This is a genomic window from Sphingopyxis sp. OAS728 (assembly GCF_014873485.1).
Classification (GTDB): Bacteria; Pseudomonadota; Alphaproteobacteria; order Sphingomonadales; family Sphingomonadaceae; genus Sphingopyxis.
Window position 1 is genome coordinate 1,047,795 of the sequence record NZ_JADBDT010000001.1, and the last position, 17,875, is coordinate 1,065,669.

At 64.1% G+C, this 17,875-nt stretch carries 15 protein-coding genes and 1 tRNA gene; 7 read left to right on the plus strand and 9 right to left on the minus strand.

The features are described 5' to 3' along the window. The first annotated feature begins 22 nt into the window (after positions 1–22). The gene (locus GGC65_RS04930) at positions 23–643 is read left to right on the plus strand and encodes a TetR/AcrR family transcriptional regulator (RefSeq protein WP_192646143.1); all 621 of its coding nucleotides are present in this window, start codon (positions 23–25) and stop codon (positions 641–643) included. Positions 644–823: 180 nt separating this feature from the next. Here the strand turns inward: GGC65_RS04930 and GGC65_RS04935 are convergent, their stop codons facing one another. Beyond that, positions 824–1,732 carry a LysR family transcriptional regulator gene (locus GGC65_RS04935; RefSeq protein WP_192646144.1) on the minus strand — a complete coding sequence of 303 codons (909 nt, stop codon included), beginning with the start codon at positions 1,730–1,732 and terminating at the stop codon, positions 824–826. 184 nt (positions 1,733–1,916) lie between these two features. Here GGC65_RS04935 and GGC65_RS04940 point away from each other — a divergent pair, with 184 nt between their 5' ends. From GGC65_RS04940 to GGC65_RS04950, 3 genes are all read left to right on the plus strand, one after another. Further along, entirely contained in the window at positions 1,917–3,125 is a 1,209-nt protein-coding gene (locus GGC65_RS04940; protein WP_192646145.1) for an epoxide hydrolase family protein, read from the plus strand. Between the two features lie 202 nt (positions 3,126–3,327). After that, positions 3,328–4,290, plus strand: coding sequence for an alpha/beta fold hydrolase (locus GGC65_RS04945; RefSeq protein ID WP_192646146.1), 963 nt, complete (start codon positions 3,328–3,330; stop codon positions 4,288–4,290). A 168-nt stretch (positions 4,291–4,458) separates the two neighbouring features. Further along, complete coding sequence (locus GGC65_RS04950) at positions 4,459–5,436, plus strand: carbon-nitrogen hydrolase family protein (protein WP_192646147.1); 978 nt, start codon at positions 4,459–4,461, stop codon at positions 5,434–5,436. 87 nt (positions 5,437–5,523) lie between these two features. Here the strand turns inward: GGC65_RS04950 and GGC65_RS23695 are convergent, their stop codons facing one another. The 6 genes from GGC65_RS23695 to GGC65_RS04980 all read right to left on the minus strand — a co-directional run bounded on the left by GGC65_RS23695 (position 5,524) and on the right by GGC65_RS04980 (position 14,527). After that, the gene (locus GGC65_RS23695) at positions 5,524–5,823 is read right to left on the minus strand and encodes an SDR family oxidoreductase (RefSeq protein WP_318780122.1); all 300 of its coding nucleotides are present in this window, start codon (positions 5,821–5,823) and stop codon (positions 5,524–5,526) included. Between the two features lie 75 nt (positions 5,824–5,898). Then, positions 5,899–7,539, minus strand: coding sequence for a tannase/feruloyl esterase family alpha/beta hydrolase (locus tag GGC65_RS04960; RefSeq protein ID WP_192646148.1), 1,641 nt, complete (start codon positions 7,537–7,539; stop codon positions 5,899–5,901). Further along, a complete protein-coding gene (locus GGC65_RS04965) occupies positions 7,536–8,867 on the minus strand; it encodes a spinster family MFS transporter (protein ID WP_192646149.1) in 1,332 nt (443 codons plus the stop codon). Before GGC65_RS04965 ends, GGC65_RS04960 begins: the two co-directional genes overlap by 4 nt. Before the next feature lie 16 nt (positions 8,868–8,883). Then, positions 8,884–9,729 carry a 3-hydroxyacyl-CoA dehydrogenase family protein gene (locus tag GGC65_RS04970; protein ID WP_192646150.1) on the minus strand — a complete coding sequence of 282 codons (846 nt, stop codon included), beginning with the start codon at positions 9,727–9,729 and terminating at the stop codon, positions 8,884–8,886. Continuing rightward, the gene (locus GGC65_RS04975) at positions 9,726–11,756 is read right to left on the minus strand and encodes an acetoacetate--CoA ligase (RefSeq protein ID WP_192646151.1); all 2,031 of its coding nucleotides are present in this window, start codon (positions 11,754–11,756) and stop codon (positions 9,726–9,728) included. The genes GGC65_RS04970 and GGC65_RS04975 overlap by 4 nt, the downstream gene beginning before the upstream one ends. 125 nt (positions 11,757–11,881) lie before the next feature. Then, the gene (locus GGC65_RS04980; RefSeq protein WP_192646152.1) at positions 11,882–14,527 is read right to left on the minus strand and encodes a TonB-dependent receptor plug domain-containing protein; all 2,646 of its coding nucleotides are present in this window, start codon (positions 14,525–14,527) and stop codon (positions 11,882–11,884) included. Between the two features lie 152 nt (positions 14,528–14,679). Here GGC65_RS04980 and GGC65_RS04985 point away from each other — a divergent pair, with 152 nt between their 5' ends. Then, a complete protein-coding gene (locus GGC65_RS04985) occupies positions 14,680–15,750 on the plus strand; it encodes an AraC family transcriptional regulator (RefSeq protein ID WP_192646153.1) in 1,071 nt (356 codons plus the stop codon). A 121-nt stretch (positions 15,751–15,871) separates the two neighbouring features. Here GGC65_RS04985 and GGC65_RS04990 read toward each other — a convergent pair. Further along, a tRNA-Tyr gene (locus tag GGC65_RS04990) sits at positions 15,872–15,957 on the minus strand. A gap of 80 nt (positions 15,958–16,037) precedes the next feature. Between GGC65_RS04990 and rlmB the strand changes: the two genes are divergently transcribed. Further along, a complete protein-coding gene (gene rlmB / locus GGC65_RS04995; protein ID WP_192646154.1) occupies positions 16,038–16,805 on the plus strand; it encodes a 23S rRNA (guanosine(2251)-2'-O)-methyltransferase RlmB in 768 nt (255 codons plus the stop codon). 3 nt (positions 16,806–16,808) lie between these two features. On the opposite strand, the gene GGC65_RS05000 is transcribed toward rlmB, so the two are convergent. Next, complete coding sequence (locus GGC65_RS05000) at positions 16,809–17,126, minus strand: 2Fe-2S iron-sulfur cluster-binding protein (protein WP_192646155.1); 318 nt, start codon at positions 17,124–17,126, stop codon at positions 16,809–16,811. Positions 17,127–17,228: 102 nt separating this feature from the next. On the opposite strand from GGC65_RS05000, the gene GGC65_RS05005 reads away from it, so the two are divergent. Continuing rightward, positions 17,229–17,846, plus strand: coding sequence for a DNA-3-methyladenine glycosylase family protein (locus GGC65_RS05005; RefSeq protein ID WP_192646156.1), 618 nt, complete (start codon positions 17,229–17,231; stop codon positions 17,844–17,846). The last annotated feature ends 29 nt before the right edge of the window (positions 17,847–17,875 follow it).

Consider the following 17,875-nt stretch of genomic DNA (forward strand, 5'->3'; position numbering starts at 1 on the left):
CGACGCTATCGACGAAAGTCGCATGTCGACGACGATCGCCAAACCCCGCCGCAGCCAGGCCGACCGCAGCGCCGCCACGCGCGCCAAGGTGCTGGCGGCGGCGCGCGACGTGCTCTGCGCGCAGGGCTATTCGGGCGCGACGATGCACGCGATCCGCGACGCCGCGGGGATGAGCCTCGGCGCGATCCAGCACCAGTTCCCGACCAAGGCAAAGATCATGGCCGCGGTCGCCGCCGAATTCGCCGCCTATCGCACGCGCGTCTACACCGAGGCGATCCGTGCCGGCGCGACCCCGCGGCAGTCGATGGAAAATCTGATCGACGCCAATTTCCGGATGGTCAGTCGTCCCGAAATGGCTGCCGTGCTCGAAATCCACCTCGCGCGGCGTAACGACCCCGACCTCGAGCAAGAGGTCGGCCCCGGCACGCGGCGCTTCGACCGGCGCGTCCGCCTGTGGGGCCATTTCATCCTCAGCGCTGCGGGCATCGACAACGACAAGGCGTATCAGAGCCTTCAACTCCTCAACAATGCGGTTACGCGCGGGCTGACCGTCGAATATATCCGCAACCCCGATATGGGCCTGATCGAGCGATCGGTAGAGGTGTGGAAAAAACAGATGCTCGACTTGGTGTTCGGTCCCTGACGGCCGGTTGATGCGCGCCGCGCATCGGCGCCCGCGTCCGCATAGCGCGGTACGCTGGTGGCGTGCTTCGGCCTTTTACCCCCCTGCTTTCCATCCCCTCCCCGCCCGCAATAACCGGTGGGGACCGTCCGCCCCCGGCTGTCGAGCTCGGAAAAGTCGGCGCGCATCTCGAACTGCGAATTAGGGCAGGTCCCGAAGCTCTTTCAGGCGCTCCCTGAGACGCGGCGTGATCCAGTCCAGAAACACGCGCAACTTGAGCGGGATCAACCCCTGGCCGACATAGACGAGGTGAACCGGGAACGGATCGACCTCATAGGCTTCCAATATCCGGACGAGAGCGCCAGAGCGCAGATGGTCGGCGACCTGGAAATCGAGCGCACGGGTAATGCCGATCCCGCCGAGCGCTGCGGTGATGGAGGCTGCGGCGGTATTGCCTCGCAGCCGCGGCTGTGGCTTCGCCTCGACGATATTTCCGTCGAGGCGGTATTTCCACCATCCTTCGTTAAGCTTGCCGAACAGGGCGCCGTCGTGAAGCGGCAAGTCGGCGGGCCGGTCCGGCCGACCGCGGCGTTCGAGATAGGCAGGGCTGGCGCAGGTCAATGGCCTGACTTCGCCGATCTTTACCGCTACCAAGGAGCTGTCGGCCAGCTGGCCGATGCGGACCGCAACGTCGAGATGGTCTTCGATCAGCGGCAGGGCGCCGTCGACTGAAACGACATCGATCGTGACGTCCGGATATTCCTCCAGAAACGGCATCAACAAAGGCAGGACGATGAGCCGTCCGAATTCGATCGATGTCGTCAGCCTGAGCTCGCCGCGCGGTACGGTATACTCTCCCGACGCGCGGCGCTCGACATGCTCGATCTGGTCGAGAAGCTGACGAATGCCGTCGACATAATCCTTCCCCGCATCGGTCAGCTGAATATTGCGATGCGTGCGGATCAGCAGCGTGGTTCCCAGCCGCTGTTCCAACTCGGCGACGCGGCGACTGACGTTAGGAAGGGGAATATTGAGGTTGCGGCTTGCGGCCGACAAACTGCCGGCGTCCACGACTGCGAGCAGCACCTGCATTGCGTCCAGACGGTCCATCCCGCGGCTCCCACGGCCGCTCGCCCATAGCAGATAATCGCGGGGCGGCACAGATGGGCGTGGCCAGCCTATCGGAATCGGAGAGGCCGGTTTTCGATCTTCGCGAATTCTGCCGCCCCCTAGCGAGGCGTAATCCCCTGGCACCCGCCGGATGGTCCGGCGCGAACGACCAAGGAGACTAGACATGACTATCGAAACCCTCGACCGCCCCGCGACGCAGGACGCGATCCGGCCTTTCCACATCGCCTTCCCCGAAGCCGACCTCGACGATCTGCGCTACCGCCTCGCGAATACGCGTCTTCCGGAGAAGGAAGCGGTCGACGATTTCTCGCAGGGCGTGCCGCTGAAGACGATCGAGCAAATTCTGCGTTACTGGCAGACCGACTATGACTGGCGGAAGGTCGAAGCGCGCCTGAATTCTGTGCCCAACTTCATCACCGAAATCGACGGGCTCGACATTCACTTCATCCACGTCCGCTCGAAGCATGAAAATGCGCTGCCGCTGATCGTCACCCATGGCTGGCCGGGCTCGATCGTCGAGCAGCTCAAGATCATCGGCCCGCTTACCGATCCCACCGCATTCGGCGGATCGGCGGAGGACGCGTTTCACGTCATCATTCCGTCGATGCCCGGCTATGGTTTCTCGGGCAAGCCGTCGAAGGCTGGCTGGGGACCCGAGCGGATCGCCAAGGCCTGGACGACGCTGATGCGCCGGCTCGGCTACGACCGGTTCGTCGCACAGGGCGGCGACTGGGGCGCCGTGGTCACCGACATGATGGGGGTGCAGGCACCGCCCGAATTGATCGGCATCCACAGCAATATGCCCGGCGCGATCCCTGCCGAGATCGACCAGGCGGCGCTCGCCGGCCTTCCCGCACCCGACGGGCTCAGCGACGAGGAGCGCGCGACCTATGACCAGCTCGTCGCCTTCTACAAGAATGTCTATTACGCATTCTTCATGGGGACGCGGCCCCAGACGCTCGCTGCGCTCGCCGACTCGCCGATCGGGCTCGCCACCTTCATGCTCGACCATGATGCGCGCAGTCTCGAACTGATCGCCCGGTCGTTCGACGGCGTCAAGGAAGGCCTGTCGCGCGACGACTTCCTCGACAATGTAACCCTGTTCTGGCTGACCAACACCGGGGTGTCGGCGTCACGGCTCTACTGGGAAAACAAGCTCGCCTTCTTCGCACCGAAGGGCGTGAAGGTCCCGGTCGCGGTCAGCGCCTTCCCCGACGAGCTGTACCAGACACCGCGGTCGTGGGCGGAAAAGGCCTATCCCAACCTCATCCACTATAACAAGATGGACAAGGGCGGGCATTTTGCCGCTTGGGAACAGCCGGCAGCACTGGCGGATGAAATCCGTGCCGGATTCCGCCCGCTCCGCAAGTAAATCTCGAGACAATTGCTCGGCGCGCACTTCGGTGCGCGCCGGACTCCTTGCCAGCGACGAGAGGCTGACTCTCGCTTTCACCGGCTACTGCAATCGGGCCCGAGAATTTAGATCCGCTTCATCGGCACCGACACGCGGTAACGTCGCGGTCGAGTTCACCGTTGTCCGAATGAGCAGCTACGCTCTTCCAAAGGATCGTGACATGACGAAGCTCACCCCCTCCATCATTGCCGCCGCCATCGCGCTCGGCAGCCCCGTATCGACGCCATTCGCCTACGCGGCCCCCGCCCCCGCCCCCGAGATCGGCTATTTGTCAGTCGACGACGGGATCGACCTGCGGCGAATGGTCGTTCGCCACGCGGAGCCAAGGCCCACCGTGCTATTTCTTCACGGCTTTCCGGAGACACTGTACGCGTGGCAGGATGTGTCGGCCGATCTCGCCGCCGACTATGAGCTGCACGCTTTCGACTGGCCGGGCTTTGGGCTTTCGTCCCGCCCCGCCGATGGCTTTGGCTATTCCCCGCGCGATTATGCCCGCGTCCTTCGCCAATATATCGACAAGGCGGGGATCGACCGATCGCGGCTCGTCATTTACGCGACCGACATCGGCGGCCTTCCCGCGCTTCTCGCCGCACTGGATGAGCCGGGGATCGCCCGCAGGATCATCGTCGGTGACTTCGCACCCTTCGATCGGCCGCAGTTCATGCAGGAACGCCTGCAAGCGCTGAAGTCCAGGGCGACGAACGAGCAGGTCCGTGTCCAGTTCAACGCCGGCCGCGACGAAATCCTGGCCAACGCCATGCGCCGTGGACTGTCCCCCGAGGAGCAGTTCGAGATATCGGCCGCCTATCGCACCGACATGGCGGCAGGCTGGCAGCATGGCCCGATCACCAGCGCCGATGCTTTCGCGCGCTATTATGCCGTCTTCTCCCGCGACCAGGCCGAGTTCGAGACCAAGGCGGAGCAGCTGACGACGCCGGTGTCGGTCGTCTGGGGCGCAAAGGACATTTATATCGATCCGGCAATGGGGGCCGAGTTTGCGGCACGCATCGGCGCGCGCTTTTCGATCCTCGCCGGCGCCGGCCACTACCCCCACCTCCAGGATGCCAAGCGCGCCGCGGCCGAAATCCGCGCCGCATTTGCCGATGAAGGGATCGAGCAATGATATTCGCGCTCCCTATCACGGCGCTTGGCGCCGCGTCGGTCCCCGCAGCCAAACCCGGCGAGCAACGGGCCACGCCGCACGCGGCCCTCGCCGCCTGACGAAGCCGGCGCGGTCGCCGATCGTCGACGTGATCCACGGGTCCTGCGCCACCGATAGAAGGAATTCTCCATGACCAAGATTGTCAAAGCCGCAGCCGTCCAGATCAGCCCGGTGTTGTACAGCCGCGAAGCGACGACCGCGAAGGTCGTCCGGAAAATCCGGGAGCTTGGCGAACAGGGCGTCGAGTTCGCGACGTTTCCCGAAGTTCTGATACCTTATTATCCCTATTTCGCTGCGGTCCAGACGCCAGCTGAGCAGCTTTTCGGCGACGAATATCTTCGGCTGCTCGATCAGTCGGTGGTCGTGCCGTCACCGACCACGGACGCGATCGGCAAAGCAGCACGCGATGCCGGCATGGTCGTGTCGATCGGCGTCAACGAGCGCGATGGCGGCTCGCTTTACAACACGCAGCTCCTTTTCGATGCCGATGGCACGCTGATCCAGCGCCGCCGCAAGATCACGCCGACCCACTATGAGCGAATGATCTGGGGCCAAGGCGATGGCTCGGGCCTTGCTGCGGTTGAGAGCAAAATAGGGCGCATTGGCCAGCTCGCGTGCATTGAGCACAACAACCCGCTCGCTCGCTATGCCTTGATTGCCGATGGCGAAGAGATCCACTCGGCGATGTATCCGGGGTCAGCCTTTGGCGAGCCCTTCGCCATGAAAATGGAGATCAACATCCGCCAGCACGCTCTCGAATCCGGGGCTTTCGTCGTCAATGCGACAGCATGGCTCGATCCTGCACAGCAGGCTCAGATCGTGAAGGACACGCGCTGCAGCATCGATCTCATATCGGGCGGCTGCTTCACGGCGATCGTTGCACCGGATGGATCGCTGCTCGGCGAGCCTATCCGCGAAGGCGAAGGCGACCTCATCGTCGATCTCGATTTCTCCAAGATCGACCGGCGCAAGCAGGTGGTCGACATGCGCGGACATTATGCGCGGCCCGATCTGCTTAGCCTACTGATCGATCGCACGCCCGCCGCCTACGCCCGCGACAGGGAAAGTTGGCAGCGCCACTCGGGGGCAACCGAGGAAGCGATTTGAGCGGCCGATATAGCGAACGAGATTTCCCGCCCGGCTAGAATATCGGACATCCGCGTGACCATATTCCGAAATCCGGCCGGGCCGGTTTCAAAGCGTAAAGCCGCCGTCGATCGTTACGCTGGCGCCGGTCATATATCCGGCTTCGTCCTTGACCAAATAGGCCACGAGCCCCGCGATCTCATTGGGCTGCGCCACACGTTTCAGCGGGCTCATCGTCGACAGCGCTTCGATCCCGCCCGCATTGATGTCGGCAGTCGATACCGCCGCGCGGATCTCTTCCGCCTTGCCGCTGTCCGCACGGATCGCCTTCGCCCGCCCGCTGCGTGCCACGACGCCTTCCTCGATCACGCGCGCGGCGGCTTCGCTCGATACATAGGTGAACGCCACTGCGTAGCCGCGACTGAGGCGGCTACACCCGCAGCGGCAAGGCCCGAAAACTCCCTTCGGTTCAACACCCGCTACTCACCGTGCGTCCGGTGCGGTGCAGGCGAAATTGCTCGCCGAAGACGTTGAACCCCACCCGCGGTAGACTGCTTTCTGCGGATAGGGACAGAGCGGCCGCTGCATGTCGATTCTGCCGATATCGTCGCTTGCGAACTTCGTCGCGATGATCTCATCGGGCGCCTTGCCGCCGTCGGCCCAGTCGATCAGTGCCGAGAAGATGTCATGCCTTGCGTCATAGGCGGGTGGCTGCCGGGGTATGCCGAGCGTGCCATTGAATGAATCGGGGCCGGCACCGCCGCCACAATGCATCATGCCGGGCGCGAGGAACAGGCGCGCATTGTCGGCGAGTTTGCCCATGCCGCCAAATTCCTTCGCATGCCGTTCGTAGAATGCGACCGACTGTCCCGGCGCGACGAGGGTATCGGCAAGCCCGTGGTAGACGATCAGCTTGCCGCCCCGAGCGGCGAAGGCTTTGAGACTGCCACGCGTTGCATCGTTCACGATTGCGTCGAGCCGCTTATCGACCAGAGGCATGTCGCGATCGAAGTCGAAGCTCTTCCAGTCCCAGTCGGCACCGAACACCCACTTGAACAGAGCCCCGAACGGCGGCTCCTCATTGATCGGCTTTTGGAGGAACGCCCACCCGAAGGTGTCGGGCATCTCGCTCCCGGGCAACCAGCCAAAATAGCTCGCCTTGCCCTCGGCGCTCGTCGGGCCCGAATAGAAGGCGCGGGCCGTCTCGATTTCACCCGGCGTGAGACAAGCGTCGGATGCACCACCCTTGCACGCGAGAATGGCAGGATCGAACTTGCAGCCCATCGGATCAGAAACGAACCGGTCGCCGGCAAGGCCATGACCCTGGCGCCAGCAACTCGCGACGGCGGCCTTGTTGAGCAGCTTGAGCTTGGCATCCGACAGTCGGCTCTCTGCCGAGCGATGCGCGGCAGCATAGTCCCACAGCACGGCGGCGTGCCCCCAGGTCCGGTTCATGACCGGGGCGCCCACGAGAATCCCGTCATAGTCTTCGGGATAATAGAGCGACTCGATGAGCCCTTGCTGGCCGCCGGTCGAGCAGCCGGTGTAATAGGAGCGCTTGGCCGGCTCCCCGTAGAAGGCCTTGGTGATCGCTTTTCCGGTGGTCGTCATCACATGCGTCGACAGGCGGCCCCAGTCGCGCCATTTGCGCTCTTGGCCAATGAGGGCATCGCCCTCCAGCGGCGACGCGGGGGCCGTACCGGCGTCGGTCGTCGCGGTTGCAAAGCCGCGCCGCAGACCATCCGCCATGCCCGAATATCCGCCGGCGAGAATGCCGGCAAAGCCGCCATTTCCATTGCCGTGAAAGACACCGGCCCACCCATCGACCGGCAACCAGATTTCGACCCCGATGTCGGACCCGGGCGCCGAGCGGACCCGCGCAACGACGCGGCAGAAGCTGCGATAGCCGGCGACCTCGCCGGCAATCGACGTCTCCGCCGCCTTTCCTGGAACAAGCACCGCGCTCGCAATGGTGGTATCGGCAAGACGGAGCCCGGCGAGGCTTCCGCAACGCGCGGCAAGAGCCCCCGGCGCGGACGCCGGCGCTTTCTCCGCAGCGCTCGCGGGAGCCAGCCATCCCGCCGCGACTCCCGCCAGAATGGCAACACCATGTCTCCGCTTCATGTCTGTTTCCCTAAAGTTGATGCCGCCGCTTGGCCGGTCTCGGAATTGCTGATTAGTCGGGCGAGCCAGACGAAGAGCAGCGCACCGACGAGGTACATCGGCGCGAGCGCGTAATAGGCCATCCGCAGCGCATGCTCGCCATATTGGGGACGAAAATAGTCGCTCGCCATGCCGACGAAAGTCGGACCAAGGCCTAGGCCGATCAGGTTCATGACGAGGAGCAGCAGCGCGCCGGAAATCACCCGCGCGCCCGGGTCGACCTCGCCCTGGACGAAGGTGACAGTCGCGGGAAGAAAGAAGGAATTAAGGAAGAGCGGCACGAACAGCAGGGCGAGCGCGACCTCCCAGCGATCGGCCGCCGCGAAGCCGAGAAAGAATGGCAAGGCGAGGAGCAGCGAGAGCGCCGGAATGCTGGCATAGGCGGCCTTGTTCTTCACGGCGAAGCGGTCGATCAGCCGACCGGCGACGAAGATGCCCGTGCCCATTCCGAGTCCGACCGCCAGTGCATACCAGATCGCGACATCTTCCAGCGTCATCCCCTTTTCGCGCATCAGGAACAGGGTCGCGAAATTGCTGAGGCCATAGGTGATGAAATTGGCGGCACCGCTCGCCAGCGCTGCAACCGCCAGAACGCGATTACCGAAGAAGGAACGAATGGCCGACCCGAAGCTTTGCGCGGGCGCGGCCGCCGAAGCCGGTGCCGGGTCGAACCGGCCTCGCTCGGGCTCGGGAATGACCAGATAGACGATGACGGCGGTAAGCACGCCGATCGCGCCGACAACGTAAAAGGGTATGCGCCAGTCATATGCGGCGGCCAGCGATGCGCCGAAGGCGACCCCGAGCGCCGAGCCAAGCGGCGGCCCGAGATTGAATATGCCCATGGCCGTCCCGCGCTGATCGCGCGGATAGGTGTCCGAAATGATCGCATAGGATGGCGGCACCCCACCCGCCTCCCCCACGCCGACCGCCATGCGGGCGACGACGAGTTGGCCGTAAGTCGCTGCCATACCGCACGCGGCAGTCGCGGCGCTCCACAAGCCGCAGGCGATCGAGAGGGTTTTCACCCGGTTCGTGCGATCCGCGAGCCACCCGACCGGAATGGCGATGAAACAATAGAAGAGCGCGAAATAAAAACCCGTGATCCGGCCGAGCTGGCTGTCGCTGATCTGGAGGCTGTCCTGAATGGGCTTTGCAAGGATCGACACGAGCTGTCGGTCGAGGAAGTTCAGCACATAGACGAAGCAGAGCATCCCGAGCACCAGCCCCCGGTTGCCCGGCGCGCGGCGAGCGGCGGGCGCCGGCCGATCCTGCAATTCGATGGTGTCCATAACTCTCCGCCCCTTTTTATCCGTTTCGCGTCCATCCGGGACGCCCCTTGCCGCCGCCCAGCCCCGCCGCCACGCGCTGCTTGAGTAGCGCCGGGGGTCTGAAACGCTCGCCATAGGCATCGTGCAATATGTCCTGCACCTGCAGACAAAGGTCCGACGTCACGACGTCCATCATCGCGAACGGACCGATCGGATGCCCCAGCCCCAGACGGCAAGCCGTATCGAGATCGGCCGGCGTTGCCACCCCCTCCTCCACGAGGCGGACGGCTTCGATGAGAAGGGCGTGGAGCATGCGATTGACGGCGAACCCGGCCACATCCTTGATCTCGACAGGCTGCTTGCCGACGCCTTCCAGCCACGCCGCAACCTGTTCAACCGTCGCGCGATCGGTGGAAAAACCCGGGATGATCTCGACAAGCTGCATCTGCGACACGGGCGAGAAATAATGGGTGTCGAGGAAGAGCGGACGGCGCCCGGGCCTCAATGAGGCCGCAAGCGTCGAGATCGGGAGCGTCGACGTGTTCGACGCGAGGATGCAATGCGGCGCGCACAAATCGTCGAGCGTCTTGAGGACGCCCGTCTTGGCCTCCAGCGATTCGAAAACCGCCTCGGTCACGAGATCGCGGTCGGCAAGTTCATCAATCTTCGTCGTCGGCCGAATAAGCGTCAGCGCCTCGCGCGCGGCGTCGGCAGCATAGACTTGCCGCGAGATGCCTTTCTCGACGAGGCCGCCGAGCCGGGCCATCGCGCGATCGAGCGCTTCTTCTGATAGATCGGTCAACAGGACATCATGGCCGGCCAACGCGAAGACGAGCGCGATTTCCGCCCCCATCAGCCCTGCCCCGACGACGGCCGCCTTCATGCGGCATCTCCCGCACGCTGCCAGCGTCGTGCCTGGTCGATATACCAGGGCAGGACGTCGGGCGTGGCAGTCGCGTCGGCGTTGATCACTTTTGCAACCGGCCAGCCGGCAAACAGCCGTTTGATCGGCAGCTCCTGCTTCTTGCCCGACAGCGTGAGGGGAATAGCCGGCGCAGCGATCAGGCGATCAGGCACGAAGCGCGGCGAGAGGCTGGTGCGGATGGCCGATGCGATCGCCGTTTCCATGGCGGGATGAAGCTGCTCCCCCTCGTCGGGGACGACGAACATGATCAGCTGGCTGCCACCCGCACCATCCTCGACATCGATGATCATCGTATCGGCAACGCCCGGCAGGCCTTCGACCGCCGCGTAGATTTCGGCGGTGCCCATACGCAGTCCGTGCCGGTTGATCGTCGCGTCGCTGCGGCCCGAGATCGTGCAGCCGCCGTCGATACCGATCGTGAGCCAGTCACCATGGCGCCAGATACCCGGCCATTCGGAGAAATAGGCTTCCCGGTAGCGGTTTCCTTCCTCGTCGCCCCAGAAATAGAGCGGCATACTGGGGAAAGGCCGCGTGCAAACAAGCTCGCCGACCTCGTCGATCACGGGCTGGCCGTTCTCGTCCCATGCCTCGATAGCCGCGCCAAGATGGCGGCACTGAAGCCTGCCGGGCGTGTCGGGCAGTTCGGGATTTCCGGCCATGAAGGCGGCGGCGATTTCGGTCCCGCCGCTGACGTTGCACCACCAAATGCCGGGTCGCCCGGCCGTTTCGAACTGCGCCGATCCCCAGCGCTGCACGTCGGGAGGAAGCGGCGAACCGGTGCTACCGAGTGCTCGGATTCCCCCAAGACACCCGAGACCCGCCAGATCGAGACCCGCCTTGCGGCAACTTGCGAAAAAGGCGGCGCCGGCGCCGAACCAGGTCACGCCGCTCCGCGCGGCAAAATCCCAGAGCCGGCTCCAGTCGGGATCGGCCTTCGTTCCGCTCGGCGACCCGTCGAAGATGCAGATGGTCGTGCCACTCAGCAGTCCGCCGACCTGGATATTCCACATGACCCAGCCCGTGGCGCTGAACCAGTGAAACCGGTCGCTGAAATTATTCGCGGAATAGCTTGGCCCGAGATCGAAATGCAGCCGGCCCGCAGCGGTCGCCAGAAGGACGCCGCCATGACCGTGCACGATCGGCTTGGGAAGCCCGGTCGTCCCGCTCGAATAGAGAATCCAGAGGGGGTGATCGAAAGGGACCCATTCGGGTTCGAACGCCGCCACCTCCGCATCGTCGCGAGCGATCGCCTCAACGAAATCAAGTGCACCGGGCACCCCGATCGCGCCATGTCCGCTGGCGGCCACGAACAGCAGCTCGATACAGGGCAGCTGCGCACCGATTTCGGCGACGGCCGCACTGCGATCGATCGACTTGCCCGCATAAAAGACGCCGTCGACCGCAATCAGTGCCTTGGGCCTGGTCTGCCGGAGCCGGTCGAGCACCGCGCTCGTCCCCATATCGGGCGAGCAAAGGGTCCAGATCGCGCCGAGGCTCGCACAGGCGAGCAGGCCCACGACCGTGGCGGGAATATTGGGGAGGTAGGCCGCGACGCGATCGCCCTTCCCTATTCCGTGCCGGCGCAGTTCGAGTGCCAGCGACGCCACCTGCCGTCGAAGCTCGGCCCAGCCAAGAGTTTCGCTCTCGCCGCGCTCGTTCATGGCGACGATCGCCGGCTGGCCAGCTGCATCCGCCGCTGCGGCGTGCCGGAATATATGCCGCGCATAATTGACCTGGGCGCCGTCGAACCAGCGTGCTCGCGGCATGGCTTCTGTACTCAGCACCGCGGAGAACGGCGTCGGAGATTCGATTGCATCATATTCCCAGATGCTGCGCCAGAAAGCGTCCAGATCGTCGACCGACCAGCGCCACAAATCTTCGTAGCTCGCGAATTCAAGGCCGTGCCTCGCCTTGAGCCATTCCGAATACAGGCGCATCTGCGGAACCGGCGCCGAGACATTTGCGCTGTTGCTGGAAAGATTCATCGACTGACAGGACCTTGTTCAAACGGCGGGAAGGATCGGGGCATAGTCCGGCGTCGCTCCGAGCCCTCCCGGCCTCGACAGCGAAGGATAGGCGGCGACCTCGACAAGGTGCGCCGCCCGAGAGGTCAGAAGGCGGTCCGGAGGCTCATGGCCGCATAGCGACCGATGGCATTGTAGGTACCGCCGATACCGTCCGTCCCCGGGAAGTAGGGCGGCGTCTTGTCGAACAGATCGTTGATCTGCAGACCGATTTCGGTACCCTTCATGAAGCCCGTGTCCGGCAGCTTGACGGAAAGGCGCAGGTCCGCCGTCGTATAGCTCTTCGATTGATAGAGGCTCGATCCCGTCGGGGTCGCGAAAGACGCCGTAATCCCGCTGCGGTGATTGACGAAATTGACGAACGTCACCGGACCCGCTGTGAAGCCAAGCGTGGTACGCAGGGTGGTTCGGGGGATCCCGGCGTCAAGCGAGTTGCTGACCGCCGAGGTCGGCGACAATTGGGTGCGATATTTCAGGATGTAGTTGCCGGCGATCCCGCCGAATATCGTCCCGAAGCTGGCAGTATGCCGGTACCGCACGTCGAAATCGATGCCGTTCGTCTTGCGGATGCCGAAATTGCCCTGACGCAGGTCCAATATGTTGCCGATCGTCGGCACGGCCGAGAAGGTGTAGAAGAAGGGCACGGTGTCCGCGATCGCCGACGTGACCTGCGCGGCGCTCGGGTCGCGAATGACCAGCGAGGCAAAGGTGGGATCGGTAAAGACGAGCGCGCCGAGACCCGACGGGGTGCCGATCACATCGCGATATCTGATGTCGTAGAAGGTCGCACCGGCGGTGAACCCGGGCGCAAAGCGCGGCCGCAGGTCGAAGCCAAGGGAGAAGGTCCGGGCCTTTTCGGGCTTCAGGTTCTGATTGCCACCGAAGAGCAACATCGTGTTGACCTGCGTCGCACCGCGCAGGGGATCTCGCGCGCCAAAGGCGTCGACCAGCGCGGCGGCTGCATAATAAGAGCCGACGGTGGAGCCGAGGTCGCGTAGCCCGGGCGCCCGGAACGACCGGCCGTAACTGCCCCGAAGGTTGATGCCCTCGACGGGCTCCCAGGTAATGCCGACCTTGGGGTTGGTCGTCGAACCGAAATCGCTGTAGTGGTCGTAGCGCCCCGACAGCGACAGGGCGAGACTGCGAAACATCGGTGCCGCATTGTCCGCGCCGAAAATCGGGACGAACAACTCGCCATATACCGACCCGACATTGCGGCTCAAATCTTCGGGAAAGCCCACGCCGCCGCTCGATCCGCGCTGCATATAGGTCTCGCGGCGATATTCTCCGCCAAGCGCGACCTTGAGCTCCCCGCCCGGCAAATCCGCCAGCGGCCCATCAATCTTTACCGCGCCGATCCGCGTGCGCTGGCGGTTGGTGAAATCGGTCGGATTATCGAGAATGGCCGCAACGACAGCCGGATTGGTGCGGGTTCCGAACGGGTCGAGCGCAGTCGCGGTCGTCGTGCCCGCTGCCGCTGCCGTCAGCGCGGTGGTGTTGATGCCCGGCTGGAAGGTGTCGTTTCGCGCCCAGTTGAATGTGCCAAAAATGCTGGCTTTGAAGTCGCCCGGCAATTTGATGTCGAGCCCGGCCGTCGCATTGCCGCTCCTGACGCGAAATGTCTGGTCGAAATGATCGGCGCCAACCAGATTGTCGGGCCGGAAGTCGACAAACTCGAACGTCGCCCCGGTACCGGGGGGCGCCCGGAAGAAGGGATTGGCCGCGGTAACCAGCACGAAGGTCTGCCCGGGTAGTGCTGCCTGAACGACATCCTTTCGATCCGAATAGAGCACATCCGCCCACAAGGTCACGGCCGACGACAGCTCCTGGCGGGCCGAGACGAACGCCGCGTGGGTGCGGTTCTCGGGTACAAGATCGACCGGCCCGCGCGGATCGCAGCTATTGAGCCCCGGTGCCAGGCTGGGCGCGGCATAAATGGTCCCGGTGAACAGGTTGACGTTTGCGTCCGGACACACTGCCGATCGCGTGTCGACCCCGCCGGCCGCGCGAAAATCGAGCGAGCGATACCGCCGGTCAGCGCCGGTGATGTTGCTATTCTCCGAATATTGGTAGGCGGCGACAAACGAACCGCTGCTCCATTCACGGCCGAAAATGCCGCCCGCGTTGAACGCGTGATAATCGTCGGCGAAGCCATAACGCACGTTCGTCTCGACCCCCGAGACGCGCTTGCGCGTGATGAAATTGACCACCCCCGCGACGGCATCCGACCCATAGATCGCCGATGCGCCATCCGCGACGATCTCGACACGCTCGATCGCGAGCTCGGGAAGAAACGGATAGTCGGGATTGGTCTGCTGCGTGCTCCCTGAAATCAGCCGATGTCCGTTCATCAGCGGCAAGGTGGCAGCGGGCGGCAGGCCGCGAAGGCCCGGCGCGAAGGAGCCGAGCCCGCCGTTGCTGGTACGCGGCGCGGTATTGAAGCTGTTGAGCTGCGGCACGGTCGCGAGCAGTTCGGGCGTGCTCGCCGCGCCGACCAGCTTTGCGTCCTCGCGCGACACGCCGATGAGGCCCGACCCCGTCGGCGGAATACCACGGATGCTTGTGCCGGTGACGACGATTTCGCTATCCGCTGCACCGTCCGCGCTTGCCTGAACGCTATCGTCGGCGGACTGGGCCTCAGCAGCGGCCGGCACAAAACATCCCGCCGCGACGATTGCCGAGCCGGACAGCAAACAGGCACGGCGGGCCACGAGAATGATATTGTTCGACATGATGGTCCTCTCCCTCGCTTCTTGAATGCGGCCTGGGCCGCGGCCGGGCTTTGCCGACTTGATGCCGTGCTTATGGTCTGCCAGAGCGGTTTGTAAGCGCCCTGCCGGACATCGATGTGTCTTTTCCGGACAGGCGATACGGGAGAGAGACGATGTCAATCGGCGATGCAGAAGGCGGCGTGGGCGGCAGCGCGCGCGCCGGGTTTCCCTCGCTCAATCAGCGGATCTTTGCGCCCTTCAAGCTGGCCACCGTCATAGACGCGGTCGCCGGCCGCGGTATCATGCCGGAGACGGTATTGGACCGCACCGGGTTGACGCTTGCCGAGGTCCGCGATCCGCATACGCTGACCTCGATCGGCCAGTATCTGATCGCGTGCGAGAATATCGTCGCCGCGGGCGCCGAGTTTGCCGACGCGTTCGAGATCGGCTCGCGGCTCCACCTCTCCGCCTACGGCATGTACGGCTATGCCCTTATGTGCTCCCCGACGATGCGCGAGTTCTTCGATTTCGCGGTGCGATACCAGCCGCTCGCCACGCCGACCGTGCGGCTGGGATGGCGAATCGAAGGCGCATTCGCAATCTGGCGGTTTCAGGAAATCTATCGCGACGTGATGAGCAACGAGGTCCGGACTTTCCTTATCCGCCAGCAGATGAAGATGACCTACACCCATATTCGTGACACCGCCGGGGCGGACAACCTGCCGGTGCGGGCAATATTCGCATTAGCCGAAGATGCGCAGTCGGCAGACGATGAAAAAGAGCTGTCCTGTTCCTGTATCTACGGCGAGGACGCCAATGAACTCCACTATCCGATCGGCATTCTCGAGCAGACACCGGAACTGGGCAACCGGCTCACGAGGGCCATGCTCGAAGAAACATGCGACCGCCTGATCGGCCAGTCGCGGATCGCATCGGGGCTGTCCGGCGAGGTCTACCAGCTCCTGCTGCTCGCCCCGAACCAGGCCGCCTCGATGACATCGATCGCGGAGCAGCTTGGCCTGCAGGAGCGCACCTTGCGCCGCCGGCTCGCCGCGGAAGACACAAGTTATGGCGAGATCGTGGACGACGTTCGCCGCAAGCTTGCGATCGAATATCTGCAGACAACCCGGATGAGCGTGGACGATGTCGCGTGGAAAGTGGGATTTAGCGATAGCGCAAACTTGCGCCGCGCCATCAGACGATGGACAGGAAAGACCATCAACGAAGTCCGCGCCGGAAAATAGAACGCCGACAGAGCATCTCGTCAGCGTATCTCGCTTCCCCATACAAGTTCGGCCGTGAGCGGACGGCCCTCAGCTTTTGCACCATTTCCAGGGATTTTGGGGGAGCCCTCGGATGGGAGGGTGGTGGACAGGGCTGGATTCGAACCAGCGTACGGAAACCCGGGCAGATTTACAGTCTGCTGCCTTTAACCACTCGGCCACCTGTCCATTGGGGCCCGCTTTGGGAAGCGGTCCAATGGCGAAACGATGCTTGCCTGTCAATGCCAGTCATGGGAAAGGCGCGCGCTATGAGACAATTTTCCCGTCACCGCCGCCCGCAGGGCCAAAGCACTCGTGGTCAGCCCATTCGTTTCTGGGGCCGCCACGCCGTATTGGCCGCGCTTGCCAACCCCGAACGCACCGTCAAGCGCATCTGGGGCACCCGCGAAGCGCTCGGCCAACTCGACCTGCCGCCGGTGATTCCGATCAGCTACGCCGACGTCACCGACCTCGCGCGACTCGTCGCGCGCGACGCGCCGCATCAGGGGCTCGTGATCGAGGTCGACCCGCTCGAAGGCGTCTATCTCGGCGATCTGCTGCAGGAAGAAAGCGATTCAGGCAGCAAGCGCCCGCTCGTCATCCTCGACCAGGTCACCGACCCGCACAATATCGGCGCGGTGCTGCGCTCGGCCGCGGCCTTCGACGCCGCCGCCATCATCACGCAGGACCGCCACAGCCCGCCCGAAAGCGGCGTGATCGCGCGCTCGGCATCGGGCGCGCTCGAAATCGTGCCGTGGGTTCGCGTGGTCAACCTGTCGCGCGCGCTGGAAGAAATCGCCGAGGCGCAATATTGGCGCATCGGCCTGATGGGCGACACCGAGACCACGCTCGGTTCGACGCTCGACGGCAGCAAGGTCGCGCTGGTTCTCGGGTCCGAGGGCGACGGCATGCGCCACAATGTCATGGAACATTGCGACGTGCTGGCGAAACTCCCCATCTCGCCGCGCATGGAGAGCCTCAACATCTCGAACGCCGCGGCGATCGCGCTCTACGCGGTCGCGACGGCGGGGCAATAAGGCTCAGTCCTCGGCGGCGATCCGCACGCGGAGGCCGTCGAGCGCGTCGCTGAACGGGATCTGGCACGACAGGCGCGAGGCGTCGTCGCGGTCGGTGGTCGAATCGAGCAGGTCGTTCTCGTCCTCGCTCATCGCGGGCATCGCGGCCGTATCGCCCGCCTCGACATGGACATGGCAGGTCGCGCACGAGCAGCAACCGCCGCACAGCGCGAGCAGTTCGTCGAACCCGGCGTCGCGGATATTTTCCATGACCGTCAGGCTGGTGTCGCCCTCGATCTCATGCTCGGTTCCATCGCGCGTCACGACAATCAGCTTGGCCATGCTAGTCCTCATCTCTTTCTTGTTGCAGGCGCTATGTCGCGCGTTGCGCCCCAAATCAAGCGTTGCTAAAGGCAACTTTGGGAACAAAAGGAGAATATCGCGATGGGTCTCAGCCAGCAGCAGCTGAACGCGGGAATCGATGCCCTCGCGGCGCAGGATTCAAACTTCGCGCGCGCGCTCGGCAATGCGGGCTATCCCGAACCGCGCATCCGTGCGCCGGGCTACACCACGCTGCTGCGAACCATCGTCGGCCAGCAGGTCAGCGTCGCCGCCGCCAACTCGATCTGGAACAAGCTCGAAGCGCAATTCGGCGAGGGCTGCCCGGCGGAAACCGTCGCCGCCGCCGACTTCGACACGCTGCGCGCGTGCGGGCTTTCGGGCCAGAAACAGGGCTATGCCAAAAGCCTCGCGCAGCTGATCCTCGACGGCGAACTCAAATTCGACGCCCTCCCCGCCGACGACGAGGACGCGATCGCGCTGCTCACCAAGGTCAAGGGCATCGGCCGCTGGTCGGCCGAAATCTACCTCCTCTTTGCCGAGGGGCGCCCCGACATCTGGCCCGCCGGCGACCTCGCGGTGCAGGAAGCCGTCGGCCGCATCCTCCAGCTCGGCACGCGGCCGAGCGAAAAACAGGCGCGCGAACTGGCCGAGGCCTGGCGCCCGCATCGCGGGTCCGCCGCGATCTTCAGCTGGCACTGCTACAATATGGATGTGATCTGATAATGCGCAGCGAAACCTTTTCGGAGATT

What these genes read in the sequence shown, in the direction of transcription:
- GGC65_RS04930 (WP_192646143.1), top strand. Translation starts at nt 23, where the DNA reads ATGTCGACGACGATCGCCAAACCCCGCCGCAGCCAGGCCGACCGCAGC.
- GGC65_RS04935 (WP_192646144.1), bottom strand. Translation starts at nt 1,732, where the DNA reads ATGGACCGTCTGGACGCAATGCAGGTGCTGCTCGCAGTCGTGGACGCC.
- GGC65_RS04940 (WP_192646145.1), top strand. Translation starts at nt 1,917, where the DNA reads ATGACTATCGAAACCCTCGACCGCCCCGCGACGCAGGACGCGATCCGG.
- GGC65_RS04945 (WP_192646146.1), top strand. Translation starts at nt 3,328, where the DNA reads ATGACGAAGCTCACCCCCTCCATCATTGCCGCCGCCATCGCGCTCGGC.
- GGC65_RS04950 (WP_192646147.1), top strand. Translation starts at nt 4,459, where the DNA reads ATGACCAAGATTGTCAAAGCCGCAGCCGTCCAGATCAGCCCGGTGTTG.
- GGC65_RS04960 (WP_192646148.1), bottom strand. Translation starts at nt 7,539, where the DNA reads ATGAAGCGGAGACATGGTGTTGCCATTCTGGCGGGAGTCGCGGCGGGA.
- GGC65_RS04965 (WP_192646149.1), bottom strand. Translation starts at nt 8,867, where the DNA reads ATGGACACCATCGAATTGCAGGATCGGCCGGCGCCCGCCGCTCGCCGC.
- GGC65_RS04970 (WP_192646150.1), bottom strand. Translation starts at nt 9,729, where the DNA reads ATGAAGGCGGCCGTCGTCGGGGCAGGGCTGATGGGGGCGGAAATCGCG.
- GGC65_RS04975 (WP_192646151.1), bottom strand. Translation starts at nt 11,756, where the DNA reads ATGAATCTTTCCAGCAACAGCGCAAATGTCTCGGCGCCGGTTCCGCAG.
- GGC65_RS04980 (WP_192646152.1), bottom strand. Translation starts at nt 14,527, where the DNA reads ATGTCGAACAATATCATTCTCGTGGCCCGCCGTGCCTGTTTGCTGTCC.
- GGC65_RS04985 (WP_192646153.1), top strand. Translation starts at nt 14,680, where the DNA reads ATGTCAATCGGCGATGCAGAAGGCGGCGTGGGCGGCAGCGCGCGCGCC.
- rlmB (WP_192646154.1), top strand. Translation starts at nt 16,038, where the DNA reads ATGAGACAATTTTCCCGTCACCGCCGCCCGCAGGGCCAAAGCACTCGT.
- GGC65_RS05000 (WP_192646155.1), bottom strand. Translation starts at nt 17,126, where the DNA reads ATGGCCAAGCTGATTGTCGTGACGCGCGATGGAACCGAGCATGAGATC.
- GGC65_RS05005 (WP_192646156.1), top strand. Translation starts at nt 17,229, where the DNA reads ATGGGTCTCAGCCAGCAGCAGCTGAACGCGGGAATCGATGCCCTCGCG.